This is a genomic window from Tritonibacter multivorans, assembly GCF_001458415.1.
Classification (GTDB): domain Bacteria; phylum Pseudomonadota; class Alphaproteobacteria; order Rhodobacterales; family Rhodobacteraceae; genus Epibacterium; species Epibacterium multivorans.
Genome location: NZ_CYSD01000043.1, coordinates 55,785 through 82,003, shown reverse-complemented (window position 1 = coordinate 82,003; position 26,219 = coordinate 55,785). Strand labels below are relative to the sequence as shown.

At 59.5% G+C, this 26,219-nt stretch carries 23 protein-coding genes, 2 tRNA genes and 1 other RNA gene; 11 read left to right on the top strand and 15 right to left on the bottom strand.

Annotation, left to right across the window (positions count from 1 at the left end; all coding sequences use genetic code 11):
- The first annotated feature begins 1 nt into the window (after position 1).
- A complete protein-coding gene (locus TRM7557_RS18515; RefSeq protein ID WP_328586558.1) occupies positions 2–898 on the top strand; it encodes a nucleotidyltransferase family protein in 897 nt (298 codons plus the stop codon).
- 16 nt (positions 899–914) lie between these two features.
- Here the strand turns inward: TRM7557_RS18515 and TRM7557_RS18510 are convergent, their stop codons facing one another.
- The 3 genes from TRM7557_RS18510 to TRM7557_RS18500 all read right to left on the bottom strand — a co-directional run bounded on the left by TRM7557_RS18510 (position 915) and on the right by TRM7557_RS18500 (position 4,065).
- On the bottom strand, positions 915–1,571 hold the full coding sequence (locus TRM7557_RS18510) for a Hint domain-containing protein (RefSeq protein WP_058291894.1): 657 nt from the start codon (positions 1,569–1,571) through the stop codon (positions 915–917).
- Positions 1,572–2,057: 486 nt separating this feature from the next.
- Positions 2,058–2,882: an inositol monophosphatase family protein gene (locus TRM7557_RS18505; RefSeq protein WP_058291714.1), complete on the bottom strand. Its 825-nt coding sequence runs from the start codon at positions 2,880–2,882 to the stop codon at positions 2,058–2,060.
- A gap of 205 nt (positions 2,883–3,087) precedes the next feature.
- Entirely contained in the window at positions 3,088–4,065 is a 978-nt protein-coding gene (locus TRM7557_RS18500; protein WP_165592483.1) for a helix-turn-helix transcriptional regulator, read from the bottom strand.
- 958 nt (positions 4,066–5,023) lie between these two features.
- Between TRM7557_RS18500 and TRM7557_RS18495 the strand changes: the two genes are divergently transcribed.
- Both TRM7557_RS18495 and pdxR read left to right on the top strand, forming a co-directional pair.
- On the top strand, positions 5,024–5,809 hold the full coding sequence (locus tag TRM7557_RS18495; protein WP_058291712.1) for a helix-turn-helix transcriptional regulator: 786 nt from the start codon (positions 5,024–5,026) through the stop codon (positions 5,807–5,809).
- A 185-nt stretch (positions 5,810–5,994) separates the two neighbouring features.
- Entirely contained in the window at positions 5,995–7,407 is a 1,413-nt protein-coding gene (gene pdxR / locus TRM7557_RS18490) for a MocR-like pyridoxine biosynthesis transcription factor PdxR (RefSeq protein WP_058291711.1), read from the top strand.
- A 42-nt stretch (positions 7,408–7,449) separates the two neighbouring features.
- Here pdxR and TRM7557_RS18485 read toward each other — a convergent pair.
- From TRM7557_RS18485 to TRM7557_RS18450, 8 genes are all read right to left on the bottom strand, one after another.
- Positions 7,450–7,539, bottom strand: a tRNA-Ser gene (locus tag TRM7557_RS18485).
- Between the two features lie 191 nt (positions 7,540–7,730).
- A tRNA-Ser gene (locus TRM7557_RS18480) sits at positions 7,731–7,820 on the bottom strand.
- Between the two features lie 182 nt (positions 7,821–8,002).
- Complete coding sequence (locus TRM7557_RS18475; RefSeq protein ID WP_082626671.1) at positions 8,003–10,294, bottom strand: DUF3772 domain-containing protein; 2,292 nt, start codon at positions 10,292–10,294, stop codon at positions 8,003–8,005.
- A gap of 206 nt (positions 10,295–10,500) precedes the next feature.
- Complete coding sequence (locus tag TRM7557_RS18470; protein WP_058291709.1) at positions 10,501–11,535, bottom strand: cysteine synthase A; 1,035 nt, start codon at positions 11,533–11,535, stop codon at positions 10,501–10,503.
- 80 nt (positions 11,536–11,615) lie between these two features.
- On the bottom strand, positions 11,616–12,713 hold the full coding sequence (locus TRM7557_RS20445; RefSeq protein ID WP_058291708.1) for an NUDIX domain-containing protein: 1,098 nt from the start codon (positions 12,711–12,713) through the stop codon (positions 11,616–11,618).
- A 40-nt stretch (positions 12,714–12,753) separates the two neighbouring features.
- Positions 12,754–13,194 carry a TrgA family protein gene (locus TRM7557_RS18460; RefSeq protein WP_058291707.1) on the bottom strand — a complete coding sequence of 147 codons (441 nt, stop codon included), beginning with the start codon at positions 13,192–13,194 and terminating at the stop codon, positions 12,754–12,756.
- A 112-nt stretch (positions 13,195–13,306) separates the two neighbouring features.
- Positions 13,307–14,749 carry a cryptochrome/photolyase family protein gene (locus TRM7557_RS18455; protein ID WP_058291706.1) on the bottom strand — a complete coding sequence of 481 codons (1,443 nt, stop codon included), beginning with the start codon at positions 14,747–14,749 and terminating at the stop codon, positions 13,307–13,309.
- A gap of 109 nt (positions 14,750–14,858) precedes the next feature.
- Positions 14,859–15,854: an MDR family oxidoreductase gene (locus TRM7557_RS18450; RefSeq protein ID WP_058291705.1), complete on the bottom strand. Its 996-nt coding sequence runs from the start codon at positions 15,852–15,854 to the stop codon at positions 14,859–14,861.
- A 198-nt stretch (positions 15,855–16,052) separates the two neighbouring features.
- On the opposite strand from TRM7557_RS18450, the gene TRM7557_RS18445 reads away from it, so the two are divergent.
- The 5 genes from TRM7557_RS18445 to TRM7557_RS18430 all read left to right on the top strand — a co-directional run bounded on the left by TRM7557_RS18445 (position 16,053) and on the right by TRM7557_RS18430 (position 19,881).
- Positions 16,053–16,790, top strand: coding sequence for a FadR/GntR family transcriptional regulator (locus TRM7557_RS18445; protein WP_058291893.1), 738 nt, complete (start codon positions 16,053–16,055; stop codon positions 16,788–16,790).
- 81 nt (positions 16,791–16,871) lie between these two features.
- Positions 16,872–17,224: a transfer-messenger RNA gene (gene ssrA / locus TRM7557_RS19680) on the top strand.
- A 230-nt stretch (positions 17,225–17,454) separates the two neighbouring features.
- Complete coding sequence (locus TRM7557_RS18440; RefSeq protein ID WP_058291704.1) at positions 17,455–17,889, top strand: ester cyclase; 435 nt, start codon at positions 17,455–17,457, stop codon at positions 17,887–17,889.
- Positions 17,890–18,050: 161 nt separating this feature from the next.
- Positions 18,051–19,277, top strand: a complete 1,227-nt coding sequence (gene chrA, locus TRM7557_RS18435) for a chromate efflux transporter (protein ID WP_082626669.1) — start codon at positions 18,051–18,053, stop codon at positions 19,275–19,277.
- A gap of 124 nt (positions 19,278–19,401) precedes the next feature.
- Positions 19,402–19,881 (top strand): SspB family protein, encoded by a 480-nt coding sequence (locus tag TRM7557_RS18430; RefSeq protein WP_058291702.1) that lies wholly within the window; start codon positions 19,402–19,404, stop codon positions 19,879–19,881.
- A 78-nt stretch (positions 19,882–19,959) separates the two neighbouring features.
- Here the strand turns inward: TRM7557_RS18430 and TRM7557_RS18425 are convergent, their stop codons facing one another.
- Positions 19,960–20,562, bottom strand: coding sequence for a hypothetical protein (locus TRM7557_RS18425; protein ID WP_074941932.1), 603 nt, complete (start codon positions 20,560–20,562; stop codon positions 19,960–19,962).
- Positions 20,563–20,807: 245 nt separating this feature from the next.
- Here TRM7557_RS18425 and fumC point away from each other — a divergent pair, with 245 nt between their 5' ends.
- The 3 genes from fumC (at position 20,808) to TRM7557_RS18410 (ending at position 22,727) form a co-directional block, all read left to right on the top strand.
- The gene (gene fumC / locus TRM7557_RS18420) at positions 20,808–22,202 is read left to right on the top strand and encodes a class II fumarate hydratase (protein ID WP_058291701.1); all 1,395 of its coding nucleotides are present in this window, start codon (positions 20,808–20,810) and stop codon (positions 22,200–22,202) included.
- A gap of 115 nt (positions 22,203–22,317) precedes the next feature.
- Positions 22,318–22,494, top strand: a complete 177-nt coding sequence (locus tag TRM7557_RS18415; RefSeq protein ID WP_058291700.1) for a DUF4169 family protein — start codon at positions 22,318–22,320, stop codon at positions 22,492–22,494.
- Positions 22,494–22,727, top strand: coding sequence for a ribbon-helix-helix domain-containing protein (locus tag TRM7557_RS18410; RefSeq protein WP_058291699.1), 234 nt, complete (start codon positions 22,494–22,496; stop codon positions 22,725–22,727). Before TRM7557_RS18415 ends, TRM7557_RS18410 begins: the two co-directional genes overlap by 1 nt.
- On the opposite strand, the gene TRM7557_RS18405 is transcribed toward TRM7557_RS18410, so the two are convergent.
- From TRM7557_RS18405 to TRM7557_RS18395, 3 genes are all read right to left on the bottom strand, one after another.
- Complete coding sequence (locus TRM7557_RS18405) at positions 22,714–24,066, bottom strand: cytochrome P450 (RefSeq protein ID WP_058291698.1); 1,353 nt, start codon at positions 24,064–24,066, stop codon at positions 22,714–22,716. The genes TRM7557_RS18410 and TRM7557_RS18405 overlap by 14 nt on opposite strands.
- Positions 24,063–25,301 carry a hypothetical protein gene (locus TRM7557_RS18400; protein ID WP_058291697.1) on the bottom strand — a complete coding sequence of 413 codons (1,239 nt, stop codon included), beginning with the start codon at positions 25,299–25,301 and terminating at the stop codon, positions 24,063–24,065. Before TRM7557_RS18400 ends, TRM7557_RS18405 begins: the two co-directional genes overlap by 4 nt.
- Positions 25,302–25,392: 91 nt before the next feature.
- Positions 25,393–26,145, bottom strand: a complete 753-nt coding sequence (locus tag TRM7557_RS18395) for a cytochrome c biogenesis CcdA family protein (protein WP_058291696.1) — start codon at positions 26,143–26,145, stop codon at positions 25,393–25,395.
- Positions 26,146–26,219 lie beyond the last annotated feature (74 nt).

The window sequence follows — 26,219 nt, the reverse complement described above, 5'->3', positions numbered from 1 at the left end:
TTTGCCCGGGCCGCTGGTTTCTGGCAGCCCAGGCAAACGCCCCACGCTGTTTGTCGCTGCGCGGGACGGTCTGGGCTCCGCCCGTTCGGACCTCAAACAGCGCCCCACGCTGTTTGTCGCTGCGCGGAACGGTCTGGGCTCCGCCCGTTCGGACCTCAAACAGCGCCCCACGCTGTTTGCCGCTGCGCGGGACGGTCCTCACTTCATCTTTTTCCAAATATCCCCGCCGGAGGCATCCGCCCTTGCCCCCAGCGCCACGCTCGCGTTTGATGCACTGACCATGACACACCCCAAGATCACAGTTCTGCTTCTGGCCGCCGGTCACGCGTCACGCATGCGCGGCGGCGACAAAACGCTGGAGCCCATCGCTGGCGCGCCGCTTCTGGTTCATTTGGCCCGCCAGGCCCTGACCGCAGGCTGCGCGTGTACGGTCACGCTGCCTGCCCTCGATCATCCGCGCAGCCGGGTCCTGTCGGCGCTTGAGGCCGAAGACCACCTGGGGCGTCTGTCCCGTGTTGCAGTCCCGGATCGCGACCTTGGGATGAGCGCCTCAATCCGGGCGGGCGTGGCCTCGCTGCCCGCGTCTTGTGCGGGTGTAATGGTCCTGCCAGCGGATATGCCAGAGCTGACGCAAGCGGATTTCGAAACCCTGACAGCCCAGTTTCAGGGCGCCGACGGCCCGGTTCTGCGCGCCTGTGACAAAGACCACCGCCCGGGGCACCCGGTTGTGTTTCCACGCCGCTGTTTTGACGCATTGAGCCAACTCACAGGTGACAGGGGCGCTCGCGACCTTCTGCGCCGCGAAGACGTGCATCTGTGTCCCCTGCCCGGCCAACGCGCGCTGGTTGATCTGGATACGCCAGAGGCCTGGGCTGCATGGCGCAAGACACAGCGCTAGCGCTGGACACGGCGCCCTATTGCACCACTTTCAGCGCCTCGCGCATCGACAGAACCCGACGCGCCGCGCCAAAGTCGTGACGCCCTGTAGAGAGCCGCAGTTTCGGGAAAATCTCGAAAATTTCGCTGCGGCGGGCATTGTCGAGCCCCGCAAGCGTGTCATCTTCGGGCTGGAAGCTTTCAGTCCAGACCCCATCGGCCAGAATAACCTCGTGGCGGTCAAACATCAGATGCAGATAGGTGATTGCCGTGGTCTCAACGGCATCCACGCCTCTGACCCCGGTTAAGTGTTTTGCTGCGACAAGCACCTCTGGTTCATCAAAGTGAACCAACGCTTTGTCATTGCTGACCAGCAAACGATGGTTTGGGCTGACCAGCATGTCGCGTTCCGGCACGCCAGAGCCGAGGCTGTTTTTCAGCACCAAAACGGGCTGCAGATGAGACGCGCGGCCCAGATCCTCTGGCCCAAATCCGCGCAGCCCCGCCCATCGCACGTGCTGAATCCCATTGTCACGGGTCACCACCGGGTCGCCGATCCGCAGGTTTTCAATCAACCGCAGCCCACGTGGCGTTGCGATCTGCGTTCCGGGGGTAAAACACGGTGTTGAGGGGATCGAGGCGCTCTGCGCATGGGGCTGGTCCAAGTTTCCGGTTTGCGAAACGCGCTTTGTCATTGCGAAATCCAACATTGAAAATCGGACGTCTGTGCCCGGACTTAGGGATAAAGCGACCTGTCGCATTTCGAAAGATGCGTTCAATTTCAGGCACATTTCCGCCGGTCTGGAGACTGTGAAGACCCCGCACCCCGGACCGTCTTTTGGTGGCAAAGCCTTCTGGGAACCGGGACACGACCCACCGCCCATTGTGGAAATTTTAACGTTCAATAACAGTTCACTAACAACAAAAGATAAAGCGACTAACCCTGTTTCGCGGTTCACGAAACCTGCAGCATGTTCCCAAAGGAACAGCTGATTTTCACCCCCGTTCCGCCCGATCGAACGCCTGCGCAACCAATCAACAGACCGCAACAATGCCCGTGGCAGTGTTGCACTGTTTATCAGCCCTTGGGGCGACGGCGCTCTTTCACCGAATCGAAAGCCCGGAGCTCGCGCCTGTGTTCCATGTTCAGGACCTTGTTGGGTGCCCGCACCAAGTCGGGGTCAAAGGCCGAAGGCTTTTATGACTTCTGCGTGCAAGGTTGGACCGGTGGTCACGGTCAGCTTGCCATCGCAGATCCCAGGCGCATAGGCGCGCCCATCGACCAGTTGAGCAAAGCCACCGGCCTCTTCCACCGCAAGCACGCCTGCGGCGTGATCCCATGGATTGATCTTTGGGGTCTGGATGAAATCGCAATTGCCCATCGCCATCATGCGGAACTCGTGGCACGAGCAGCACAGACCACTGACCCGCTGCGCCGAGATCAGACCCGGTGCCAGCTTGACCTGTTCTTCGGCTGAAAAGAGATAATGCGGGATAAAGCCCGAGGCCTCGGCATAGCTGCGTTCCGCAGCAACCTGCAGCGCCCGCGGCGCCTTGTCTTTGGCCACAAACCAGGTGCCACCGCCGCGACGGGCCAGCACCCAGTCATCCAGCACCGGATCATAAAGCAGGCCAAACACTGTCTGCCCCCGCACGGAAACCGCAAGAATGACCCCAAAGGCCGCAACGCCATTGGCAAAATTCCAGGTGCCGTCAACCGGGTCGATGATCACTGCGACCTCGGCCTCGGCCAGCCCATCCACGCAAGACGGGTCCGCAGCGGCCGCCTCTTCGCCAACAATCAGCGCGCCGGGCAGAATGCTGTCGATCCCGGCAGTAATCCAAGCTTCGGCCCGCAGGTCAGCTTCGGTTACAATGTCGATCTCAGAGGATTTTGTTTTCACCGCTGCCTCTGGCAGGTTCCTGAAACGCGGCATAATCTCCGCTTGGGCGGCCTCGCGCACCAACTGGATCAACGCGTTTTCAGTTTTGAGATCAAGGGTCATACAATGGGCTCCTGGGCGGGACTGGTTCGGCCCGAAAACACAGGATTACCTCACTGCATCACCGGCCGTTTAACCGCCTTCTAGCCGCAGAATGTAACCGCGTCACGGCAGTTCCTTCCGGCACCGCACGCAAGCTGCGCCAGTGTTGCCGCAGGCGGCAACGGACTGACTAACAAATAACCCGCGCGCCAAGGCTACGCCGGGGTCAGACCATACGGCCCCAAGCCGCCTGCCAGGTGAGCCGCTGCGCCACTTGCGAACGCGAGCCAACATTCATCTTGGACAATACGCGCTTTGCATAGGTGTTGAAGGTCTGCTCCTTCACCCCCGCAATCGAGGCCGCTTCGCGATTGGTCAGACCCAGCTGCAAAAGCGCGGCCACCCGCGCCTCTGTTGGGGACAAACCCATTTTCTGCGCCACAAGTTCAATACGGGAGCGATGCGGTTGCCGCGGCAGGATGACGACCACCATCGGCTCTGCCCCCTCTGCGGCCTGATAACGGGTGAAACTCACAGGCAAGGCCTGCTCCCCATCCTGTTCACGCAGGAACAGCAGGCATTCCTCGGTGGCATCTGTCGCGCCAGTGCCCCCCCCAGTGTCCCCAGTGACCCCAGCCTGCTCTGTGTCGCCGCCCGGCGCAACGGTCCCATCTGTCGCCACACAGCGCCGGATGGCCTCGTTCACCGACCTCGTTTCAAGGTCTTGATTACAGCGGAGAAGGCCCTTGGCATTGGTGCGAAACAACTTGCCACTGTCCAGATACTCGCGCCCGGCCTCGTTGCAATCCAAAAGCTTACCATTCAGGTCCAGCACCATCACCGCACTGTCGGTCTTGGTGGCAATGGTCCACAGCAGGGCCTGTTCTGTTGGCGGGCGATCGCGGGCCTGTTCTTCTGCCATAAGATCCTCGCGCAGGACGGGCCAGATGGCCTGCAACAAGACAGGCAGCATTTCTTGCGGAACATGGGCTTTGGGCCGCAACACAAGCCGGTCGCGCGCACCGCCTTCAAAACAGAGGTCATAGCCCACCCATCCGGCACGGTCGTCGCTTTTTGGGAAAGGGTCGACAACTTTGATCGCGCAGAGCCTATCCGCCACCGCCGTTGCAGCCGTCGAAGTGCCAAAGCTGTGGGCCATGGCGTGAATATCTTGAACCAAGCAACGGGCATCATTGTCGGACACCTTAAACGCCTCTGCCCCATGAAGGGCATCAAAGACCGGTTCGGTACACAGAAATGCTGTCCCTTTGTCTCCGTCCAGTTTTGCGACAGCTTCCCAAGAAATCTGTGAAAGCTGTCTTTGTAAAATATTTGAACACTTCAATTGAGCCGCAAAACGCGCGGCAGAACCACCTACAGGCATACGTTGCCCCCCGGCACATAACAAACAACACCCCCAGCGTAGACCGTCGATGCTGGGGCGCATATTGGACTGAAGTGGTACGCCAAAGGGTAAGATGCCCCGGCAGCGATCGCCAAACCGGCGCGCAGTGGCGCTGTTACGGTCCGAAAAGCGATGGTGTTTCAGCCGCCACAGAAGCGCTTTTCCCCAGCCATTTTTCGCAGCCTGGCCGAAAGGATTACGTCTTTCCCGAGATTCGAACTCTTCACAACCTTAAGGATTCCACACCCACCCAAAGCACATCCATTTCGCGTTTTCAACAGAGCAGATGGGACACCCCAGAAGACCAAGACACTCCAAAAAAACCGCGATAAAAGTGGATTTAAAATAATAAAATCAATTCACTATGGACGAATGCCGACCTTGCGATACGATCCACTCCCTCCCCGCTCAGATCAACAGAAGACTTAAGGCTTACTTAAACCACCCTTATTCGCTATGATTAAGACAGGCAGGTGAGTTTGCTGTCATTAACATATCAATTGGTTCGGGACTTTTACGCCCTTCGGCATTTGTACTGCCGAAACCGCTGAACCCCATGTTTCTTGGCACTGCCTGTTTGGCTGCCTGGTTCGGCCCAAGCCCTGCGTGAACGCTGCGTATGTCGCGGATGTTGGGCGTTTAACCTGACGACACCAAAGACCGAAACCCGAAGGAGTCACTTTTTCACCCGAAGACTTGGTAAATTCGCCACGTGTGATTTTTGCGGCGAATGCGTGTTTAAAAAGGAAGAGGCACAATGCCCGTTCAAATCGTAGCCGAAACGCGGCTGCTCAGAGAGTTGTTTCTGGCCGTCTGCCGTGATGCAGATGTTTCTGTCAGCCAATGCGCTCAAAACTTGCTCGATCTGCCCGTACCCGCCCTGGATGCCGCTTTGGGCACCAGCGCAAAGCCTGACGCTCTGGCCAGTCAACCGGCCAACTCTGGCAAGGATCTGATCCTGTTCTACAGCAATGCAGATCAGGAGCGCATGGTGGAGGAACTTGACACGTTTCGCGCTCAGAATCCAATATCACCGCTCGTTTTGGTGACAAATCAGAGCCTTACCCCCCAAACCGAAGCGCGCATGACCCAATTGGTCCATGCGGTGTTTCCGGAAAACAAACCTTCAGACGCGCTGGTGGCGCTGTTGCGGGTGGTCGGGGCAGGTTATCGCGCCTTTGCCCCCGGAGCCGCCGAAATTCCATTAAGCGACGACTCCGCAGTCACCGCCCCCGCAATGCCAGCCGCAAACCCTGCCGCGGGCGCATATAGTCAGCAGGCAGCGGAAATCCCGACCGCCGCCCCCACGGCACAGCCCATCGAGCACCGCCTGAACGACGTCCAATTGTCCCAGCGAGAGCGCACAATCCTGCAACGTCTGATGTTTGGCGCCAGCAATAAATCGATCGCCAATGATCTTGGGATCTGCGAGGCAACGGTCAAAGTTCATCTGCGCACCTGTTTTCGCAAGATCGGGGTTCAGAACCGAACACAGGCGGCGATCTGGGCGACCGAAGCGCTTGGCCCGCCGCCGCCATCCTGACCGGTCGCGCCCTCCCAAGTACAGGCCCAAAAGCAGGCTCAAAAGAACCTGGTCGAAGATCGGATGAAACCGGTATTCGCCGGATGCGGGTCGCGCCTTCACAGGCTATGGTACGGCAGATGTGACACCAAGTTGCGGATGCGACCCTGCTCTGCGATCAGCCCCTGCCCTGACTGTACAGGACTATGAAAAACACCGCCTGGCTTGCTTTTGAAATTGACCGGTCTGCGAAGACACCTGTTTTCGAACAGATTTGCGCATTTATCCGAACGCGGGCCGTGTCCGGGGACTTGCCCGAAGGCAGCAAACTGCCCGCAAGCCGCGAATTTGCCGCGCAGCTGGGGGTGTCTCGTCCCACCGTGGTTACTGCTTATGAGCAGCTGCTCGCCGAAGGATATGTGCGCAGCCGCGTGGGTTCGGGGTATTTTCTATGTGATTTGGGCGAGGTCGAACTGCCCGCCGCCCCCAAAGCCGCGTCAAAACCCGATCCTGCGCGTGCGCCCAACACACCAAAACCCTTTGAATACGGGCAACCGGACATGCGCCTGTTTCCCCATCGGCAATGGGCCAAATCCGTTGCAAAGGTTTGCCGCAGTCAGCCCGAGTCGATGCTGACCGGCGGCACCGACTTTGGAAATCTGGCGCTGCGGCGGGCTATTGCGGACTATGTCTCCGAATGGCGCGGCATTTCGGCTGTGCCGGACCAAATTGCGATCACAGCGGGATCCTCTGATGCGCTGGAGCTGTGCATGCGGACGCTGAGCCAACGCGGCGACGCCATAGGGCTAGAGGATCCGGGCTATTTACCTGCCTCGGCCTTTGCACAGGCGCAGGGGCTTTCCAAGGTTCACCTGCCTGTCGATGATCAGGGCGCTTGCCTGCCTGCGCGGGGCGAAACCCCAAGCCTTGTGGTTCTGACCCCCTCGCATCAATACCCCCTTGGCGGGTCTATGTCGCCCAACCGGCGGCTGGACTTCATCCGCTGGGCCAACGACCGGGGCGGATGGATTGTCGAAGACGATTACGACAGCGAATTCCGCTATGCGGGAAGGCCCATACCGGCACTTGCCGGTTTTGACCACCTACGCCGCACGATCTATGTCGGCAGCTTCTCCAAGATCTTCTCAAACACCTTACGCCTTGGCTATGTCATTCTGCCAGAGCCGCTTGTTCCGCAGTTTCACGACACCTTTGACCGGTTCCGCCCCAAAGCGAGCCTGATGCCACAGGCGGCGCTTGCCGATTACATCAGCTCAGGTGCGTTCTATCGGCACCTGCGTCGGGTGCGGCGGATCTATGGCCAACGACGCAAGCTGCTTCTGGACCGGCTGCGTCAGGATTTTGCCGACTTCGGGCATTTCCAAGACCATCAGGCTGGCATGCAGCTGGTGTTTCACCTGAACCCACCCTTCCACGACATCGACATCGCGGCAAAAGCCGCGCGTCTTGGCGTGCGCACCCCGCCCCTGTCTGCGGTCTGCGCCAAGGCACAGGGGCGCAATGGGTTGATGCTGGGGTTCAGCGGGTTTGACGAAGATGAAATCACGGCAGCGCTGGATCTGCTGCACAGCTGTTTTGTCGCGGAAACGCAAGGTTAGACCGCTGAGACAGCGGATCAAAAACATCATCTAAGGGGGTAATGGCGGAGAGACAGGGATTCGAACCCTGGAGACGGTCTCCCGCCTACACACTTTCCAGGCGTGCGCCTTCGACCACTCGGCCACCTCTCCGTGAGGCGCATATCTGATGTATTCTGCGGGGGAATGCAATGGGGTATTCACAAAGAAAATGCCAAATATGCATTTTTTCTTGCCGCCTCTTCAGCGCGGCAAAAGGACGAAATGAAACGCCAAATCGCACCTGCGGACACAGCGTGTCGTCGCAGCAAAACTGACATGTTTTCAGGATACTTAAGGGGTAGTGGCGGAGAGACAGGGATTCGAACCCTGGAGACGGTCTCCCGCCTACACACTTTCCAGGCGTGCGCCTTCGACCACTCGGCCACCTCTCCGTGAGGCGCATATCTGATGTATTTCCAAAGGGAATGCAAGAGGGAAAACAGCAAAAAATTCGCTTTTTATCCGCCCCTGCCAAATGGGACTAAGTCTCTGTTTAGAAGGCTCAAACAAGAACCGCGCGCCGCCCGATATCAGGCAGCACGCGGCCGAGGTTTCACAAATGGTTCGGGGGCAGCTAGCCCTCGTTTTCTGCACCACCTGCTGTATTGCTTGACGCGCTCGGCGCATGCAGAGCCTCAGCATTGCGGATCCAGATGTCGCGCTGAGCAAAGGGAATTTCGATCCCCTCTTCCTCGAACCGTTTTGCAATGGCGAAATTCATGTCCGATTTCACCGACAGAACCCAGTTCACGTCCCGCAGGATGGCGCGGATCTCAAAGTCGAGGCTGTCCGCTCCAAAGCCCTGGAACACCACACTGGGCGCAGGCCGCATCAGCACCATTGGATGGGCTTTTGCAATCTCGCCCAAGATCGCCTCAACGCGACGCGGATCGGTGCCATAGGCCACGCCCACCGGCACGATGACCCGCCCAACCGTATTACCACGGGTGTAGTTTGTCACCGCGCCGCTGATCAGATCAGAGTTCGGCACAATCACATCGGTGCGGTCAAAGGTTTCAATCCGGGTCGAGCGCACGGAGATATCACGCACATAGCCCATCTGGCCACCAACCTCGATCCAGTCGCCTTTTGAAATCGGCCGCTCGATCAGAAGGATAATGCCAGAGACAAAGTTCGACACGATGGTCTGCAGGCCAAAACCAATACCCACAGACAAAGCACCGGCAACAATCGCCAGCGACGACAGGTCCAAACCCGCCATGGAGATGGCGACCAAGGCCGCAAGGAAGATCCCGATATACCCGGTGCCCGCCACAATGGCGTTCTGCCCGCCGGGATCGATTTTGGTCTTGGGCAGAAGCGTGCTGCGCAGGCTGCCCTGCACCAGGCGCGTGACCACATAACCGGCGGCAAAAATCACCGCAAAGGTCAGAAACACCGCCGGAGAAATCCGGGTATCCCCCAGAGTGAACCCTTCCAGGAACCGCGACCACAGCTCGGTCAGATCCGCCACCCGTGCGCCCCAGATCAGCGCCAGCACAGGGAGCGACATCAGAACCAGAATGATGCCAACCAGCCCCGCAAACAACGTGTCCTGTGCGGCCTGACCTGTGCGTGTCAGCCAGCCATAGATCTCGGTGACAAAGCGCTGCACCACCATCAGGAACAGCACCACACCAACGGTCAGAACCGTGGGATAGATCACCCCCATCGCGGCATTCACATACCCCAACGCCCCCAGCACAGGCGCCAACAGCGCCAGCCCCATAACCAGACGCCGCATCAGTGTCAGTGCCCGATTGCCCGCTGCGGGAACCAGCCCTTCTTCGGCGTCCGGCGCGGCCGCGGCATCCGCCTTGCGCAGCCGTGCGCGACGTAAAAACTGCCAGAGAACCAACCCAGAGATCAAAATCAGTGGCCATGCCAGAACAACAAAGCTCTCCTCGGCCAGGCTCTCGATCCCGGCAATCCGGTCCAGCAGCATATGCAACACCAGCAGCGTCGCCAAAGTGGCCAATGCCACACGACCGCCCCGTTCGGTGCCATCCGGCACCAGTTCATTCCGGATCTGGAACACCCCAAGACGTTCCCCTAGCCAATGGGCCGCATACAGCAGGAACACCCACATGGGGACATCATCCAAAAGCAGTGACCCGCGCAGACCGGCAATGTCCGACAGATTGACCGCACGCACCAAAAGAACCGTGCCCACATAGGGCAACAGCACCTGCAGCAGCGAAACAACAAACCGCCAGACGCCTGCCCCCTCACCGCCGAGCTTACGCAGCTGCGCCCCAGCCCAATGGGCCCAGGCACGCCCCCGCAGCAGCAACACCAGCGCAATGCCGGTCAGCAGAACCAGAACGGGCGCACGGCTCCACAATGTGCGCTGCACCGCCAGCGATTGCAGACGGCCCGTGCTTTCTTTGCCGACGGCCAAAAACGCGTCACTCAGATCCGTCAGCGCCTCGGGCCAGTATTCAGGGTTCAGCGGGCTTGGTCCGCGCTCCAGCAGCGTCCGGGTGGCACGATCGCGCACCAGCCGATCAATTTCAGCGATCAGCCCCTGAACACGGCTATGGGCCAGCTCCGCGACAATGCGGGGCACTTTCAGCTGATCCAGCTGCGTCTGCAGCTCTCCGCGCAGGACCGTAATTGTGAGAGGTTCATCGCCATCACGCGATGCCCCCAGCGCCTCGATCTGGGCATTCAGCGAGGCAATGCGCGCGTCATTTTCGCTGCGCGCCAGCTGGAAGCGCTGGCGATACTGCACCAGTTCCTGACGCAGCGCTTCAAAGGCCGCATTCGAGGCCCGCGCGGCATCAATCAGCGTTTCTGCCCGGCGCGCGGTGGCCTGCCAATCCTTAAAAAACGCAAGGCGTGGGTCTTCGGCCAGTTGGGACATCAGCCTGTCCACATCCACCGGAGCACTGCCGGGCGCGGCTTCCGCGTCACTTGCGGCCTGTTCTGCCTGCAATGGCTCGGACGCAGGGGCTGTTTCCTGAGCCACCGCAAAGGGGCCGGACACACAAAGGGCCAGCCCAAACAGGCCGGCCCTCAGGGTGTGTCCCAGCACAGATACGCCATCTGTCTTGGGGCTTTTCATGTGATTTATACGTCCTCGAACACGCCCGGAATGGACGCCGGAGTGTGGGTCATCCAATCGGGAACCGGCAGGCCTTTTTCGCGAAGGAACTCCGGATTGAACAGCTTGGACTGATAGCGGGTGCCATAGTCACACAGGATGGTCACAATGGTATGGCCCGGCCCCATTTCCTTGGCCAGACGCACAGCGCCCGCGATATTGATCGCCGACGACCCGCCCAAAACCAGACCTTCGTCATGGAGCAGATCAAACACATAAGGCAGCGCCTCTGCGTCCGGGATCTGATAGCTGTGATCGGGTTTGAACCCTTCAAGGTTCTTGGTGATCCGGCCCTGACCGATCCCTTCGGAAATGGAGGACCCTTCAGATTTCAGCTCGCCTTCAGTGTAGAAGGAATAGAGCGCCGCGCCGAGCGGATCCGCGAGGCCGATTTTTACGCCCTTTGGCTGAAGAACTTCGGCCACACCGGCAAGGGTGCCACCCGAACCAACCGCACAGATAAAGCCATCAACCTTGCCACCGGTCTGCTCCCAAATCTCGGGCGCGGTGGTTTCCACATGGGCGCGGCGGTTGGCAACATTGTCGAACTGGTTGGCCCAGATCGCGCCATTGGGTTCGGTCTTGGCCAGTTGCTCGGCCAAACGCTGGGAATAGCGCACGTAGTTATTGGGGTTCTTGTACGGGGCCGCAGGCACCTGCACCAGCTGTGCACCGGCCAGACGCAGCATGTCTTTCTTTTCCTCGGACTGGGTCTCGGGGATGACAATAACTGTCTTAAAGCCTATCGACGCCCCGACCAGTGCCAGACCAATCCCGGTGTTGCCGGCAGTGCCTTCGACAATGGTGCCGCCGGGCTTCAGGTCGCCGCGGGCGATGGCGTCTTTGATAATATACAGCGCCGCACGGTCCTTTACGGACTGGCCGGGGTTCATGAACTCGGCCTTGCCGAGGATTTCACAACCGGTTTCCTCGCTGACTTTGTTCAGCCGGATCAGCGGCGTATGGCCGATGGCATCGGCCAGATCGCGTGCAATGCGCATGGTATCCCTTTCGCTCTTTGTCCCTGATTTAGCGATCTCGGCGCGCAATCTCAAGGCGCGACACGCGCAAAGCGCCGTCCTTATTGCCCCAGCGCGCGAAGACGGTCCCGGTGACGCGCCAACCACAGCGCCGTTGTCACAAGTGGCATGTCCACAAAGGTATTTCCGTCTACGGCTTCCATGAATTCGTGGAACGACATGACTTTACTGCGAATATCTTCGCCTTCGCCGGGAACGCCACCGCCGCCCTCAATTTCAGAAACATCCGCAAGACCCACAAAACAATGAACAATTTCCCCCAAAGCCCCGCTTGAGGAATAGAGCCCACCCACATAGTCCACATGACCCACTGTCAGGCCCGCTTCTTCTTTGGCTTCGCGCCGCGCAGCTTGCTCTGGGGTTTCACCAGGGTCAATCAACCCCGCCGGCGGCTCCCACATCCAAGGGTTTTTGGCCCCCATAAAAAACGGAGCAGAGCGGAATTGTTCAATCAGCAGCACCGCATCGCGCAGCGGGTCATAGGGCAGAACAACCGCCGCCTGCCCCACCATCGACGCGCCGCGGTTCAATACCGGGCTCATGGAGCCATCAAACCGCCGGAACTGAAGATCCATTTCTTCCATCGCGAAAAAGTTCATGTATTCGCGTTTGTGGGCGTGCACAACGACATCCCGCGACAGGGTACAATTGGGAGACTCCGCTTGGCTTTGCAGCCCGACCCAAGAGGTTGCACGAATGCGCATGGAGTGGAGGGATTTGGTGATCTGATCCGGTGACTTGCGGCCATAGTAGGCCATGATTTCGTCGGCCATCCGCGCCCAGACCGGGATCCATTGCGGGTCAAACTCCGAATACTCTTCAGTGGCTTGCGCAACAAAGCTTGGCACGTCTGTCAAAGGTCCATTGCGCGGACCTGCAACAACATTGGCCCGCGCAGCGCCAAAACAGCCTGCGTAATGCGCAAGGCGGGCCGCCTCTTCGTCAGACACCTCGATCAACAGCCCCTCGGCCTGATCGGCAGGTGCCTCAACCAACACAGGATGCGCTGCCGGGTTCTGAACGCGCTCGCGCAGACCTTGGGCCAGTGCGGGACGGGTGTTCAATGGATCTGTCCGGCCCAGAACACTGGACAGGACCGCGTCATGGCGCAAAGCGCCACCTAAGAAAAGCAATGCCACACCAATGGCCTTTCATATCGCTTGTGAAAACCGTTGCGCCCTAGCGCCAGCGACGGCCCGCATTTTCCGTCAAAAGTCCGGACAGCACGCCGCCGATCAACAGTGTGATAAGCACATGTGGCACCGCGATGACAAAGAAATAGTCCAGCGCCAGAACAAAAATATCCGCCAGCGCCTCAAAGGGATCATCATAGATACGTCGATGCGCCTGATTGAACATTTTGGCAGCACCCTGCACAAATAGCCCCGACAGCATCAGAACCGCAGCCCCCGTTACACCATTGTTGACCGCAGCAACAAATCCCCGCCCGATCCGTGTCCCCATGAGCCACCAGCCCCAGATCACGCCGAGCCCCACATTGACCCAAGTCACCTTGGAGAAATTCGTGCCCTCAGGCAGCAATGGCGGGAGAAGCATTGTGACCACATAGGCCAATGCCGCCAAAGACAGGGCAGCAACAAGGCGGGCGGCGGTAGGCATCGGCTCTGCGTCCTTCGATCGGGGTACCAGTTACACGACCAAGTGTCGGAAATGACCCGACTATTGGCACCAAAGGTGGCCATAACAAGGCAAAGTTTACCTTGATTGCGACTTACCCCGCGGACTGAGACTTCAGCGCCGCATGCGCCTCCAGTGCCCGCGCGCGCCCGACTTTAAGATCCACCACAGGCAGCGCCGGCCCCATGTCCGGGCGCAAGGCCCAATGGCGCGGGACCGCGTCGAAAAAAGACAGTGCCTGCGGCGACGGCGCGCGCTTGCCTTCGGCCAGCCACAGATCGCGGTAAGCACGCTGCGGGTCATGGGTTTGCGCCTGGGTGTCCGGGTTGAAAATCCTGAAAAATGGCGCCGCATCAGGGCCAGAACCTGCAACCCATTGCCAGCCCATTGCATTGGCCGCCGGGTCCCAGTCAACAAGACAGTCCTCGAACCAGCGCATTCCAAGTTTCCAATGGATCATCAGATGCTTGCACAGGAAGCTTGCCACAACCATCCGTGCCCGATTGTGCATACGCCCGGTGACATAAAGCTCTCGCATTGCGGCATCGACCAGCGTGTACCCCGTGCGCCCCTGCTGCCAAGTCAGCACCTGCGGGTTCGGCTCCGCTTCCCAGGGAAACGCATCCCATTGTGGCCGCCAATTGCGTGTCAGGATCTGGGGCGAATGATACATCAGGTGATAGGCAAACTCGCGCCAGCACAGTTCCTTGAGAAAGGTCTCAGCCCCCGCCTGCGCCATGCCCGTATGCCAGACCGCCATGCCCGCATGCCAGATCCGATGCGGGCTGATTTCCCCCCAGGCAAGGTTCTCAGACAGGCCCGAACAGCCCTGCACCGCCGGCGCGTCGCGATCCGTTTTATATGCGATCACGGCCCGTTCAAGGAACTGATCCAAACGGGCCTGCGCGGCGTCCTCTCCGACGTGGCAATGGGCTGCAACAATATCTGCGCCCCGGTTCATGGCACGCCCCAGACCCAGCTCCTCAAGTTCGAGCGTCGCGGGCCACTGGCCCGGCCTTGGCAGAGCGCTCGGGGCCGCCAAAACGCCACCCGGATCGCATTCGCGGACAGCTTTCCAGAAGGGCGTATAGACCTTGAACATGCCCCCCGCACCGGTGGCTACGGTCCAGGGTTCAAAGAGCACCCGACCACCGGTAGATTTGGCTTCGATCCCAAGGTCTTTGAGGGCGGCTTTGACCTCGCTGTCCCGCGCAATCGCGTCCGGATCATAGGCGCGCGACCAAACGACGGCCTGCGCCCCGACTTCAGTGCAGATCTCCTTCAGAACCGCCAGCGCGGACCCGCGACGCAAGACCAACTTCGACCCGCAAGCCTTTAATGTTTCAGCAAATTTCCCAAGCCCAAGGCCAAGCCGAAGCTGCGGAGCAGCCCCCATCGCCATATCCAGCGGGTCCAGGATATAGACCGGGATCACCCCCGCGCCTTTTGCCAGCGCAATGGCCTGCGCCAGCGCAGGATTGTCCCGCAACCGAAGATCGCGCCGTATCCACCAGATCACTGGTCCTTGGTTTGCCATCTGCTTGTGCCCCGTAGAGTTTTTATTGAACGGAGCCTCTACTTAGGCTGGCCGTCAGGCCCGTCAACAGGCCTGACCTTTTTTGGTGTTTCAATACAAGGCCCTGACCTTAGGTGTTTACGTCCACGACCACGCGTCCCTTGATACGTCCTGCAAGGATGTCCTCGCCCAGTTGCGGCAGGTCACCAAGGCTCGCGGGCTGCACCATGGCTTCCAGTTTGTCCAGCGGCAGATCCCGGGCAACCCGCTCCCAGGCCCGCAGGCGGTTGTCATAGGGCTGCATCACCGAATCGATCCCCAGCAGGTTCACCCCGCGCAGAAGGAAGGGAATGACGCTGGCGGGCAGCTTGGCCCCGCCAGCCAGACCGACCGCCGCAACCGACGCACCATAGCGCATCTGCCCAAGAACACGCGCGAGCATGTCACCGCCCACCGCATCCACACAGCCCGCCCAGGATTCCCGTTCGAGCGGCGCTTTCACCGTTTCATTGATCTCTTCGCGAGCCACAATCTGGCTCACGCCCAGATCCCGCAGATAGCCTTCGGTCTCTGGCCGTCCGGTGACGCCCGCAACCTCATAGCCAAGGGTCGCAAGGATTGCGCAGGCAACCGATCCCACGCCCCCGGCCGCACCGGTGACCAGAACCGGCCCCTGGCCCGGTGCCAGACCGTGATCCTCCAGCGCCATAACCGCCAGCATCGCGGTAAAGCCCGCCGTGCCAACAGCCATGGCCTGACGTGCTGTGATGCCATCGGGTAGCGGCACCAGCCAATCTGCCTTGACCCGTGCCTTTTGCGCATAGCCGCCCCAGTGGACCTCGCCCACGCGCCAGCCGGTCAACACCACGCGATCGCCGGGTTTGTAGCGGTCGTCGGACGAGGCCTCGACCGTTCCGGCAAAATCGATGCCCGGCACATGGGGGTAAGTGCGCACCAGGCCACCGCCCTTGGCGCTCAGGCACAGGCCATCCTTGTAGTTCACGGTGCTGAACGCCACCGCAACGGTCACCTCGCCCTCGGGCAGCTGGTCTTCAGACAGATCGGTGATCTGCCCTGCAGCCAAACCACTGTCGTCGTCCTTCTCCAGCAGAAATGCCTTGAACATCGTTTTCTCCCCCCCTTTGGAAGCCTGTAAAGCACCACATGCGGACCTTGCATTGCAGCCGCGAATTGCCGAGACTGCGCGCAGACCATCAAATGTCTTACAATTAATTGTCTGACAATTAAGACCCTGTCAACAAGGATCCTTCGCCCCGTGACCCGTCCAGTGGCCCGCCCCGAGACCCGCACCGACACCAGACCCGTGACCAGACGGCAGAAAACCAGCGCCGACCTGTCCGCTCAGATTGCCGCCGCCATCCGCGACGCGATTGTGTCCGGAGAGCTGATCGTGGACGCCCGCCTACCGTCAGAAGCAGAGCTGTCGGCGCAATTCGGCGTCTCGCGCCCTACGGTTCGCGAAGCCCTGAAACGTCTGGCCGCCCAATCCCTGATCCGCACCCAACGCGGCGCGACGGGCGGGGCTTTTGTAAACCGGCTCAGCTATGCCGAGGCCTACCGCCAGCAGATCACCACCTCGACGCTTCTGCTGTCGATGAACGAGGTCGATTTTGAAACCGCCTGCGAGGCGCGTTATACGATGGAGCGCGCCTGCGCCCCGTTGGCCGCCACCCGGCGCGAGGCCGAACATCTGGCCCGCATGCACAGCGAAATTGCCCGCCAGCAGGAACCCGACCTGACCGACAGCGATTTCTGCGCCTCGGATGTGGCCTTTCACCGGGCGCTGGTGGATGCCGCCATGAACCCAGTGCTGAGTTATCAGCTCGCCGGAGCGGTGGAGGCCATGCAGCCGCTGATGAATATGATCACCTTCAAAGCCCCCTACCGCGAAACCTTGATCGCCCTGCATATGCGTATCGCTGACGCCATGGAGCGGCAGGATGCAAACCGCGTGGTGGCCTGTCTGGACGACCTCCAAAGCGAAACAATGGCACTCAGCCGCAAGGCCATGGCCCAACGCGCCTCTCTGCCCCGGACGTAACGGCGGCCTGACGCTCTCAGGTCCGCAGCACCAGAGCACTTCACCGGGGCACAGAGGGAATATTCGCTTTTGGTGTTTTTTGCCCTTCAACTCCGTCGGTTGCGCGCATATATTGTCTCTTGTCCTTCGGGACTATGGACATAAACGCGCTTGTAATAAACGGATCGGACCCGGGGGCGGTACCCGGCGTCTCCACCAAACATCCTTCATTTGGGGATCAAGGGGACGAAATAGGATCGACGGACGTCTAAAGAGGTTAGCTTTGTCTCGGCTGTCTGCCACCGTTATCGGCGAAACTTGTACAATTGCAAATGACAATCGTGCTCCGGCAATGGCAGTTGCAGCGTAAGCTGTAAATGTCGCCGAAACTTAAGCCCTTACGCCTAGCCGTGTAAGGCGGGGTTCGCAGGTACCTGGCAACAGAAACCTGCACTTCCCTTCACAGTGACAAAATCTTCACGGCGACAAAACCTTCGCAGTGACAAAAAGCGACACTCTGTTGACCAAGAGCGAATTGCGGTTTGTCGCCTGTATCAAATCCTGTATCCCATATGTCGCTTTAACGATGATTTTATTATTAATGCGCCACATTTGCTCGACAGCGCACCGTTGTCGCAATACCTGCCAAAAGGCAATGTCGTGTTAACTAAACACAGAGTGAACTATGAGCCACGTTGATCTACTCCGCCGCTGGTACGAAGAGATCTGGAATAAGGGCAACTACGCTGTCATCGAAGAGATGCTGGACCCCGAGATATGCTTTAGCGGGCCCGTGCGAAGCTTGGTTCAATACCGCGACGACTACGCCGAGGTCATTCAGGCGTTCAAGGCGCTGATCCCGGACATGTATGTCGAAATCACCCATGCGCTGGAACAGGATGATCTTGCCTCCTGTCGTGTGTCTGTGCGCCGCAAGCAGAATTCGCGCCATTTCGACGTCAACATCACCGGACAGCTCACCGTTCGCGTCAAAGATGGCCGCTTTGTCGAATTTCTGTCGGACTTCAACTATTTCCAGATGTATGCGCAGCTGGGCCAGTTGCCGGAAGATGCAATGCCAATTTGCCTGACAGGTGAAAAGCTGATCTGGGCGGACTGAATGCACCATCTCCCAGAGCTTTAGGGTGAAGTTTTTGTAAAACAGCGCCGCAAAGCGGCGTCGACACTTGCCTGAGCCCCCCAGGTTGAGGCCATCTGCGCGCGACCGGTGCGAATCAACCCCGGCAATGACACGGGGGCACTATGACGTCTTTTGCAGATATGACGCGCACCTTTGGCCGGATCGGCTGCCTGTCTTTTGGCGGCCCGGCGGCACAAATCGCGCTCATGCACAAAGAGCTGGTGGAGACCAAAAACTGGCTCTCGGAAGAGGATTTTCTGCGCGCGCTGTCGTTCTGCATGCTGCTGCCGGGGCCAGAGGCCATGCAGTTGGCCACCTATGCCGGATGGCGCTTGCGGGGTATTGCCGGCGGGCTGTTGGCGGGTCTGTTGTTTGTCGGCCCGGGGGCCGTCGTGATTGCCGCACTGGTCTGGCTCTATACGCTGTTTGGCGCGCTGCCTTTGGTGCAGGCCGGTTTTCTGGGCATCAAAGCCGCTGTTATCGTCATTGTCGTTCAGGCGCTTGCCCGAATCGGACGCAAAGCGCTGAAGGATCGTACCGGGCAAGCCGTTGCCATTGCGGGTTTTCTTGCGGTGTTCCTGTTGAATTTACCCTTTCCGCTGGTGGTGGCACTGGCCGCCGGGCTGGGCTTGCTCCTGCGCCCTGAAATGACCACGCCCGAAGCCGAAACCGTGGTGCATGTGGGCCGGGGCCATTGGCGCAATGTGGCGTTGTGGGCGGCGCTCTGGCTGGTGCCTTTGGCGGGTCTGACATGGATCGGGGCTGAGTTTCTGGCCACGCTTGGCTGGTTCTTTGCCAAACTGGCCGTGGTGACCTTTGGCGGCGCCTATGCCGTTTTGGCCTATGTCACCCAGACTGTTGTCAGCGACCAGGGCTGGATCACAACGGGCCAGATGATCGACGCGCTGGGATTGGCCGAAACCACACCGGGACCCTTGGTGCTGGTGACGCAGTTTGTCGCCATGCTGGCCGGGCATGGTCAAGGCGGGGTTGGGCTGGCCGTGGCCGCAGGCGTGGTTGCGCTCTGGGCGACATTTGCGCCCTGTTTCCTGTGGATTTTTGCCGCGGCCCCCTATCTGGAGCACCTCACCCGCCTGCCCCGCCTCCAAGGTGCGCTCAGCGCGATCACTGCTGCGGTGGCGGGCATGATGCTGAACCTTTCCCTGTGGTTCACCCTGCATCTTCTGTTCAGGGAACTGGCACCGACCTCTTTCGGCGTAAATTTGCCGGTGTGGTCCAGTCTGGACACACATGCCTTGGTGCTGGTGGGGCTGGCGCCACTGGTTCATCGCCTATGTGGCGGGAAACTGGTGCTTTTGCTCATCGTTATGGCAACTGTTGGAGTTTTGACGGGCGCCTTTAGATAGTGTTCAGTCTTCGTTTACCATCATTGCATATGCGGGAAAATAGTTCCAAAAGGCAGATGCAAAGGCTTTCGTTCCAACACAAAAAAGTCCTATGCTTGAAGCAACGACAAGAGGGTAGACAAATATGTCCCGGCAAATCGACTACGGTAACCTAATGCATCGTGCCATGCGTGGCCTGATCCGCACCGTGCTTGAAGATGTTGCGGCCAATGGCCTGCCCGGCACTCATCACTTCTTCATCACCTTTGACACTGCCCACCCGGACGCGGAACTGGCCGACTGGCTGTCAGACCGCTACCCCGGCGAAATGACCGTGGTGATGCAGCACTGGTATGACAACCTTGATATTGGTGAAGACGGTTTTGCCGTCACGCTGAACTTCGGTGACAGCCCGGAACCGCTCTATATCCCTTATGACGCGATCAAGACCTTTGTCGATCCGTCCGTTGAATTCGGCCTGCGGTTTGAAAACGCGCTGGAAGAAGACGAAGACATTATCGCCACCGAAACCCTGCCCGATTTCGACGAGGAAGAGGAAGAAGCCCCAGCTGCCGACGCCAAAAAAGACGCTGACGTGGTGTCGCTGGACAGCTTCCGCAAGTAAGCTCGCCCAAGACAAACCCTAAATCAAAGCGCCTCTGACAGGTTGTCAGAGGCGCTTTTGTTTTGACATTTGCGCGCTTTAGCGGCTGCGCTTGAGGTATGTGATGACGGAATGGGACGGCAACCCGTTTCGGTGCAGAGAGAATTTGAGCTCCAGCCCACCCTCCGCCAGGGTTCGATCATACTGCTGCATCAGGTAGTCGCCGTTTTCCGCGACATAGAGCGAGAAAACCGTCAGCGTCTCTCCGATGACACGCGCCCAGACAAAGGGTTCCCCTTTCATCGGGTTCATCTGAACGGTGTGACCAAAAACATTTGTGGTCATTGCCGCCGCAAAGACGCCGGGGCGCTCTGACGGCTGGAAATTGATCTTATAGGTCTTCTTCTTCCGTTTGCCGTCCGGACGCGAGATCGCCGTGTGCCATTCCACAAAGAAACCGTCGGCTGTTTCTTTGATCCAGACATCCATATTGCGCAGTTCGGTCTGACCATCGAGCTGTTTGACCTCTGCATCGCCCTCATAGTGGCCGACAAACTGCGAAATCTCTGCATTGCCCGCCTGCGATTCTGTGGCCGACACCAGCACGGCCACCGCAAGCGCAGACCCCACAAGCCCGCTGTGTAGCCGTGACGCCAGACGCGCCAGCCGGTCGCGCAGAGATGTTATCGCAAACGTAGTCATGTGGGGCGTCACCTTTGGGACAAACTGCAAAAAAGAAGAGTGATTTGACTACAATCTAGAGCGCTAAGGCGAGGTGAACAATGGCACTTTAATCAAGACAGGCTTATACAACGCCTAGTTCCAGCCAACAGCGCGCTGCCTCTTGGATCGCTCTTGCCTCAGGGGAATTGCATATCGCGCTCGCAAAGGCTAAACGGCATACACCGGTATACTAAACAGTTGCTCTAGCGACGGAGACAGACACAATGTCGAACACCCGCACCGAAACCGACAGCTTTGGCCCGCTCGAGGTCCCTACAGATAAATATTGGGGCGCGCAGACCCAGCGCTCGATCATGAACTTCCCCATTGGTTGGGAAAAACAGCCCGTCGCCATCGTGCGCGCGCTGGGCGTGATCAAAAAAGCCTGCGCCATGGCCAACAAAGAAAACGGCAAGATGGACGCGAAGATCGCCGATGCCGTGATCCAGGCCGCGGGTGAAGTGTTCGAAGGCAAGTTCGACGACAACTTCCCGCTGGTCGTCTGGCAGACCGGCTCTGGCACCCAGTCCAACATGAACTCCAACGAGGTCATCGCCAACCGCGCGATTGAAATCCTCGGCGGTGTGATCGGCTCCAAGGATCCGGTTCACCCGAACGACCACTGCAATATGGGTCAGTCCTCGAACGACACGTTCCCGACCGCGATGCACATTGCCGCTGCCATGACCGTGCGAGACGTGCTGCTGCCCGGCCTGAACAAGCTGCTGGCAGGTCTTGAGGCAAAGTCGGAAGAGTTCAAAGACATCATCAAAATCGGCCGCACCCACACTCAGGATGCGACCCCGCTGACCCTGGGTCAGGAATTTGGCGGCTATGCCCACCAGATCCGCATGGGCATCCAGCGTATTGAGACCGCCCTGCCCGGCATCTACGAGCTGGCCCAAGGCGGCACCGCCGTAGGCACCGGCCTGAACACCGCCCCGGGCTGGAGCGAAACCGTGGCGAAAAACATGGCCGACATCACCGGCCTGCCCTTTGTCACTGCCCCGAACAAGTTCGAAGCCCTCGCCGCCCATGACGCCATGGTGTTCATGTCCGGCGCGCTCGCCTCTGTTGCCGGTGCAATGTATAAAATCGCCAATGACATCCGGTTCCTCGGCTCTGGCCCCCGCTCTGGTCTGGGTGAACTGATCCTGCCGGAAAACGAGCCGGGCTCTTCGATCATGCCGGGTAAAGTGAACCCGACACAGGCCGAAGCGATGACCCAGGTTGCAGCCCACGTCATGGGCAATGACGCGGCGATGAAGTTTGCAGGCTCTCAGGGTCACTTTGAACTGAACGTCTACAACCCGATGATGTCCTACAACCTGCTGCAATCCATGCAGCTGTTGGGCGACGTCGCCGACAGCTTCACTGAACGTATGCTCAACGGCATCAAAGCCAATGAGCCGCGCATCGACAAGCTGATGAAAGAATCGCTGATGCTGGTCACCGCGCTGGCGCCGACCATTGGCTATGACAATGCAACCACCGTTGCAAAGACCGCGCATAAGAACGGCACCACCCTGAAAGAAGAGGCGATCGCACTTGGCTTTGTGGACGCCGAAACTTTTGACGCCGTGGTTCGCCCGGAACAGATGATCGGCCCCAAAGCCTGATCATGTGCACACCGATGGAAGACGCCCGGAGGAAACTCCGGGCGTTTTTTCGTTGCCACTTTTCGTTGCCACGCGCGGGGGTGGCAATCGCCCGAGCATCCGCTATGTTTGACCCATGGCAGAGATCGTAAACCTGAATAAATTCCGCAAAGCCAAGGCGCGCGCTGATAAAAAGCGCGACGCAGAGCAGAACACGGTGAAATTTGGGCGCAGCAAATCAGACAAGCAGCTTGAAAAGGCCAAGGTCGAAAAACTGCACCGGGATCACGACGGGCATCAGCTCGACGACTGATGGAGTTTCAGCGCCCTCAGAAACATTCGCTGACCCTCAAGGGGCACCGAACCTCGGTGTCTTTGGAGGATGATTTCTGGCTCGCTTTCCGCCAGATCGCCGACGAAATGGACCGGCCCATCAACGACTTAGCCGCTGAAATTGACGCCATGCGCGGAGAGGACTGCGGGCTTGCGTCTGCCATTCGGCTGTTTGTCCTTCACGAATTGAACGACCGCCTTAGCGAGGGCTAACCCGCAACCAGATCCCGTTGCGGGACCGAACCGTCAGATGGGCCACGGGTTCGGGCTCTTTCCCCGGCACGGTTTCAAACCGGTAATCTCGTAAAAGGGTCGCGAGGATCAGCACCCCTTCCAGCATGGCAAACCCCGCCCCCGTACAGACCCGAGGTCCGGCCGAGAACGGCATATAGGCACAGCGCGCGCTCGCCTTTCCGGCCTCTGTCTGCCAGCGGCCGGGGTCAAAGGCATCGGGGTTATCCCAATAGGTTTCGTGGCGCTGCTGATGCCAAGGGCTCAGCACCATTTGCGCCCCTTTGGGGATGTCGCGGTCGCGGAAGCGTTCGCCTTGTGTCGCCTCGCGCACCATCATTGGCACCGGCGGATAAAGCCGCAGCGCCTCGCGGAACACATCCCGCGTCAGGCGCAGCTTGGACAGATCGTTGAATGTTGGCACCGGAACCTCAGCGGCCTCGGCGGCCAGTTTCTCCTGCCAATCCGGATCCCGCGCCAGCAGATAAAGCGTCCACGCCAGCGCCGAGGCTGATGTTTCGTGCCCAGCCAGAAAAAAGATAGCAACCTGATCGACCATTTCCTCGGTGCTAAAGCCCTCGCCGGTTTCGGGATCCTTGGTGGTCATGATCTTGGTCGCCAGATCCTGCGGCGCAGTTCCGGCCTGTATGGCTTGCATCCTTTCGGTCGTCAGGCCGGTGATCAGCCTGCGAATGCGGGCGGCGTTGTCCTTGGTGCCTTTGGGGTAAAACCTTGGCATCCAGCGCGGTAGCGGCAGAAAAGCCGCCAGGTTCAGGATTGGCTGCGCCTCTTGGTAGGCGCGAAACCGGCTGAACACTTCGGCCGCAACCTCATGTTCAATCGGGATTGAAAACAGGGTGCGAAAGACCACATCCGCCGCAATATGCGAGGTCACGGCTTCGATCTCCAGCGGTGCGCCATCGGCGCGCAGCCGCGCCCTGCCCGCTTCGGCAGATTGAAGCATCGCGTTAAAACTGTCCTTCAGACGCCCGCCCTCAAAGGCCGGGTCAATGATCCGTCTCTGACGTTCCCATGTGGCGCCATTAGTCAAAAAGACTGAATTCCCAAGCAAGGGTCTCAACCCTTCGCCGATACGGTTTGATTTCGGGAAATCCCGAGGGCGCGTTTTCAGGACTTCGTCCACCAGATCAGGTTGATTGAGCAGGTAAGACCGAAAAAACGGCGTGCGGAACTCGGCCATTTTGGCGCGATAAAGCCGCGCGGGCTGGGCGGACAGAATGTCCTGGCGAAACAGTTTCATATAGCGCCAGAGCGACACGCGATCCGGCCGCGCAGGGGGTTTCGGGGGAAGGTCGTTCATTGTACCCGCACAGAGGTATATTTCGACAGCGCGTCGACCTTGCGCGATCGGGAATGCGCCCGGTCTTTGAACCGATCCCCCAAGGTCAGCGGACCGCCCGTGATCTGGAAATAATCATAGTCGCCGGGTCGGTCAAACGAACACAAGTATTGGAAATGCAGCCGGAAAAACCGCCAGCGCAGCTCTGCCCAACGTTCAGGGCTCAGCGTTTGGGTGAAGGCTGCAGAAATCACAATCGGCCATTTCTGCCCCGCCCGCGCGACGCCTGTCACCGCGACCGGATCGCACAGCGCAAAAGAACAGCCATCTCCCGGCGCGGTTACATCAACCCAGGTCAGCGCGTCGCTTTCTGACAGAAATTGCAGATCGCCGCGCAAACGGTCAGCCCGCGGCAGAAACGAGACCATCGGCACCACCTGCCCCAGCGACAGATAGGACAGCGCCGGGCCACCGGCGGGCACACCGTCGCGGATCAGATCCGCCAGAACCGTGACCCCCAGATAAGCGCCCGAGGAATGGCCGACGACCAGAACCTCATCCACGTCTTCACGAAGGGCTGCTGCGATCCGGGTTTTAAACTCTGCCAAGCGCGCCTCGAGCTCTGGCGGGTAGGCCCCCGACAGCTGCGCCGAATGCGCATAGTCATGCATCAGATAATAGGCAAACACACGGCGATCATGGGCCTGAAACCAGCGCAGGACACCGTAGGCCACCACAGGCAGCAGACCCATTGCAAAGGGGGCCGCTGTGGACAGGCCCGCCGCACTCAGCACAGCGCCCGCAGCCCGGCCAACGCCCCAGCCAAGCCCAAGCGCGATCAGCAATTGCCCCAGAAGAAACACCACCGGGTAAAGCGCGGCAATAACAGGCCCTTTGCGCAGCCGCATCAAACAGGCCAGCGCACCAGATGCGATGTACCGCCAGGCCGTGCTTACCAATTGCACATAGGTCGCAGTGATCGAGGTCGACATGCTGTTTTTGACAATGTCATGCCAGACCAGCACCTCGATCTCTGTTTCGGTCTCTGCCCCATCCGTCACAGCGCTGACATCCCAACCATAGGCCCCCTGCCCACCGCGCGGTCGCAAGGCGATCTCGTACCCCAAGAGCGCGGCCTGAGCCGCTGCCTCCTTGCGGTACAGCTCGCGGTAGCGCCGCGGATGGAATGGATCGTATCCGGGAATATAGAAGACGCAGCGCCTGCGCACCGGTCGTATGGGGGTCTGGTTGTTCATGCCGTGCTGTGACTGCCGGGACTGGTTGATCTTGCCCAAACCCTAGCGCGGCTTTTGGGCAAGAGTAAGACCCGCAATGGTGAACGCCAGATCAGCCGAAGGTCGCAAGCGCCGGGAAGGTTTCCAACAGCCAGAAAGAGAATGTGGTGAACAGCCCCGTGACCAGCGCAAGCCCAACCACCAGCAGCAGCCCGCCCATGATCTTCTCAATGAGGCTCATGTGGCGTTTCAGGCGGTTCATAATGGCCATGGAGCGGGTCAGGAAGACAGCGGCCAGCAGGAAAGGCACACCCAGCCCCAGCGCATAGATCCCCAACAACAGCGTCCCCCGCACCACAGAGGCCTCAGACGCCGCCAGCGACAGGATCGCGCCCAGCTGCGGGCCAATGCAGGGCGTCCAGCCAAAGGCAAAGGCAAGACCCAGAACATAAGCACCAAGCGCAGAGCCCCCTGTGTCGCCCGTGTCCATGCGCGCCTCGCGATCCAACAGCGGAATGCGAAACACCGACAGGAAATGAAGGCCAAAGACAATCACCACAACGCCAGAAATCCGCGCAAACCATTCCTGATTCTGCAGCACAAACGCGCCAAACGCCGAGGCGGTGAAGCCAAGGATCAGAAACACCGTCGACAGACCCAGCACAAAGAAACTGGCTGCCAGAATGGCCTTGCGCCGCGCAGCCGAAGTGCCCTGGATCTCACCGATCGAGACGCCGCTCATATAGGCCAGATAGGGCGGCACAATGGGCAGCACACAAGGCGAAAGAAAGCTGATAATTCCACCCAAAAGGGCGACAAACATGGCAGGCACAAGGCTTGCGTCGATGATCTCGATTCCAAACATGATCCCTACCTAAGCCAGCCGCGCCAAAAGGTCACCCGCACGCGATGTCACATCCTTGTGGACAGGCTGTAACA

Bases quoted from the DNA above. Each gene is read 5' to 3' on its own strand.
- TRM7557_RS18510 (WP_058291894.1), bottom strand. From the start codon at position 1,571: ATGACAAAGCGCGTTTCGCAAACCGGAAACTTGGACCAGCCCCATGCG.
- TRM7557_RS18505 (WP_058291714.1), bottom strand. From the start codon at position 2,882: ATGACCCTTGATCTCAAAACTGAAAACGCGTTGATCCAGTTGGTGCGC.
- TRM7557_RS18495 (WP_058291712.1), top strand. From the start codon at position 5,024: ATGCCCGTTCAAATCGTAGCCGAAACGCGGCTGCTCAGAGAGTTGTTT.
- pdxR (WP_058291711.1), top strand. From the start codon at position 5,995: ATGAAAAACACCGCCTGGCTTGCTTTTGAAATTGACCGGTCTGCGAAG.
- TRM7557_RS18475 (WP_082626671.1), bottom strand. From the start codon at position 10,294: ATGTCCCAACTGGCCGAAGACCCACGCCTTGCGTTTTTTAAGGATTGG.
- TRM7557_RS18470 (WP_058291709.1), bottom strand. From the start codon at position 11,535: ATGCGCATTGCACGCGATCTGGCCGATGCCATCGGCCATACGCCGCTG.
- TRM7557_RS18460 (WP_058291707.1), bottom strand. From the start codon at position 13,194: ATGCCTACCGCCGCCCGCCTTGTTGCTGCCCTGTCTTTGGCGGCATTG.
- TRM7557_RS18455 (WP_058291706.1), bottom strand. From the start codon at position 14,749: ATGGCAAACCAAGGACCAGTGATCTGGTGGATACGGCGCGATCTTCGG.
- TRM7557_RS18450 (WP_058291705.1), bottom strand. From the start codon at position 15,854: ATGTTCAAGGCATTTCTGCTGGAGAAGGACGACGACAGTGGTTTGGCT.
- TRM7557_RS18440 (WP_058291704.1), top strand. From the start codon at position 17,455: ATGAGCCACGTTGATCTACTCCGCCGCTGGTACGAAGAGATCTGGAAT.
- chrA (WP_082626669.1), top strand. From the start codon at position 18,051: ATGACGCGCACCTTTGGCCGGATCGGCTGCCTGTCTTTTGGCGGCCCG.
- TRM7557_RS18430 (WP_058291702.1), top strand. From the start codon at position 19,402: ATGTCCCGGCAAATCGACTACGGTAACCTAATGCATCGTGCCATGCGT.
- TRM7557_RS18425 (WP_074941932.1), bottom strand. From the start codon at position 20,562: ATGACTACGTTTGCGATAACATCTCTGCGCGACCGGCTGGCGCGTCTG.
- fumC (WP_058291701.1), top strand. From the start codon at position 20,808: ATGTCGAACACCCGCACCGAAACCGACAGCTTTGGCCCGCTCGAGGTC.
- TRM7557_RS18415 (WP_058291700.1), top strand. From the start codon at position 22,318: ATGGCAGAGATCGTAAACCTGAATAAATTCCGCAAAGCCAAGGCGCGC.
- TRM7557_RS18410 (WP_058291699.1), top strand. From the start codon at position 22,494: ATGGAGTTTCAGCGCCCTCAGAAACATTCGCTGACCCTCAAGGGGCAC.
- TRM7557_RS18405 (WP_058291698.1), bottom strand. From the start codon at position 24,066: ATGAACGACCTTCCCCCGAAACCCCCTGCGCGGCCGGATCGCGTGTCG.
- TRM7557_RS18400 (WP_058291697.1), bottom strand. From the start codon at position 25,301: ATGAACAACCAGACCCCCATACGACCGGTGCGCAGGCGCTGCGTCTTC.
- TRM7557_RS18395 (WP_058291696.1), bottom strand. From the start codon at position 26,145: ATGTTTGGAATCGAGATCATCGACGCAAGCCTTGTGCCTGCCATGTTT.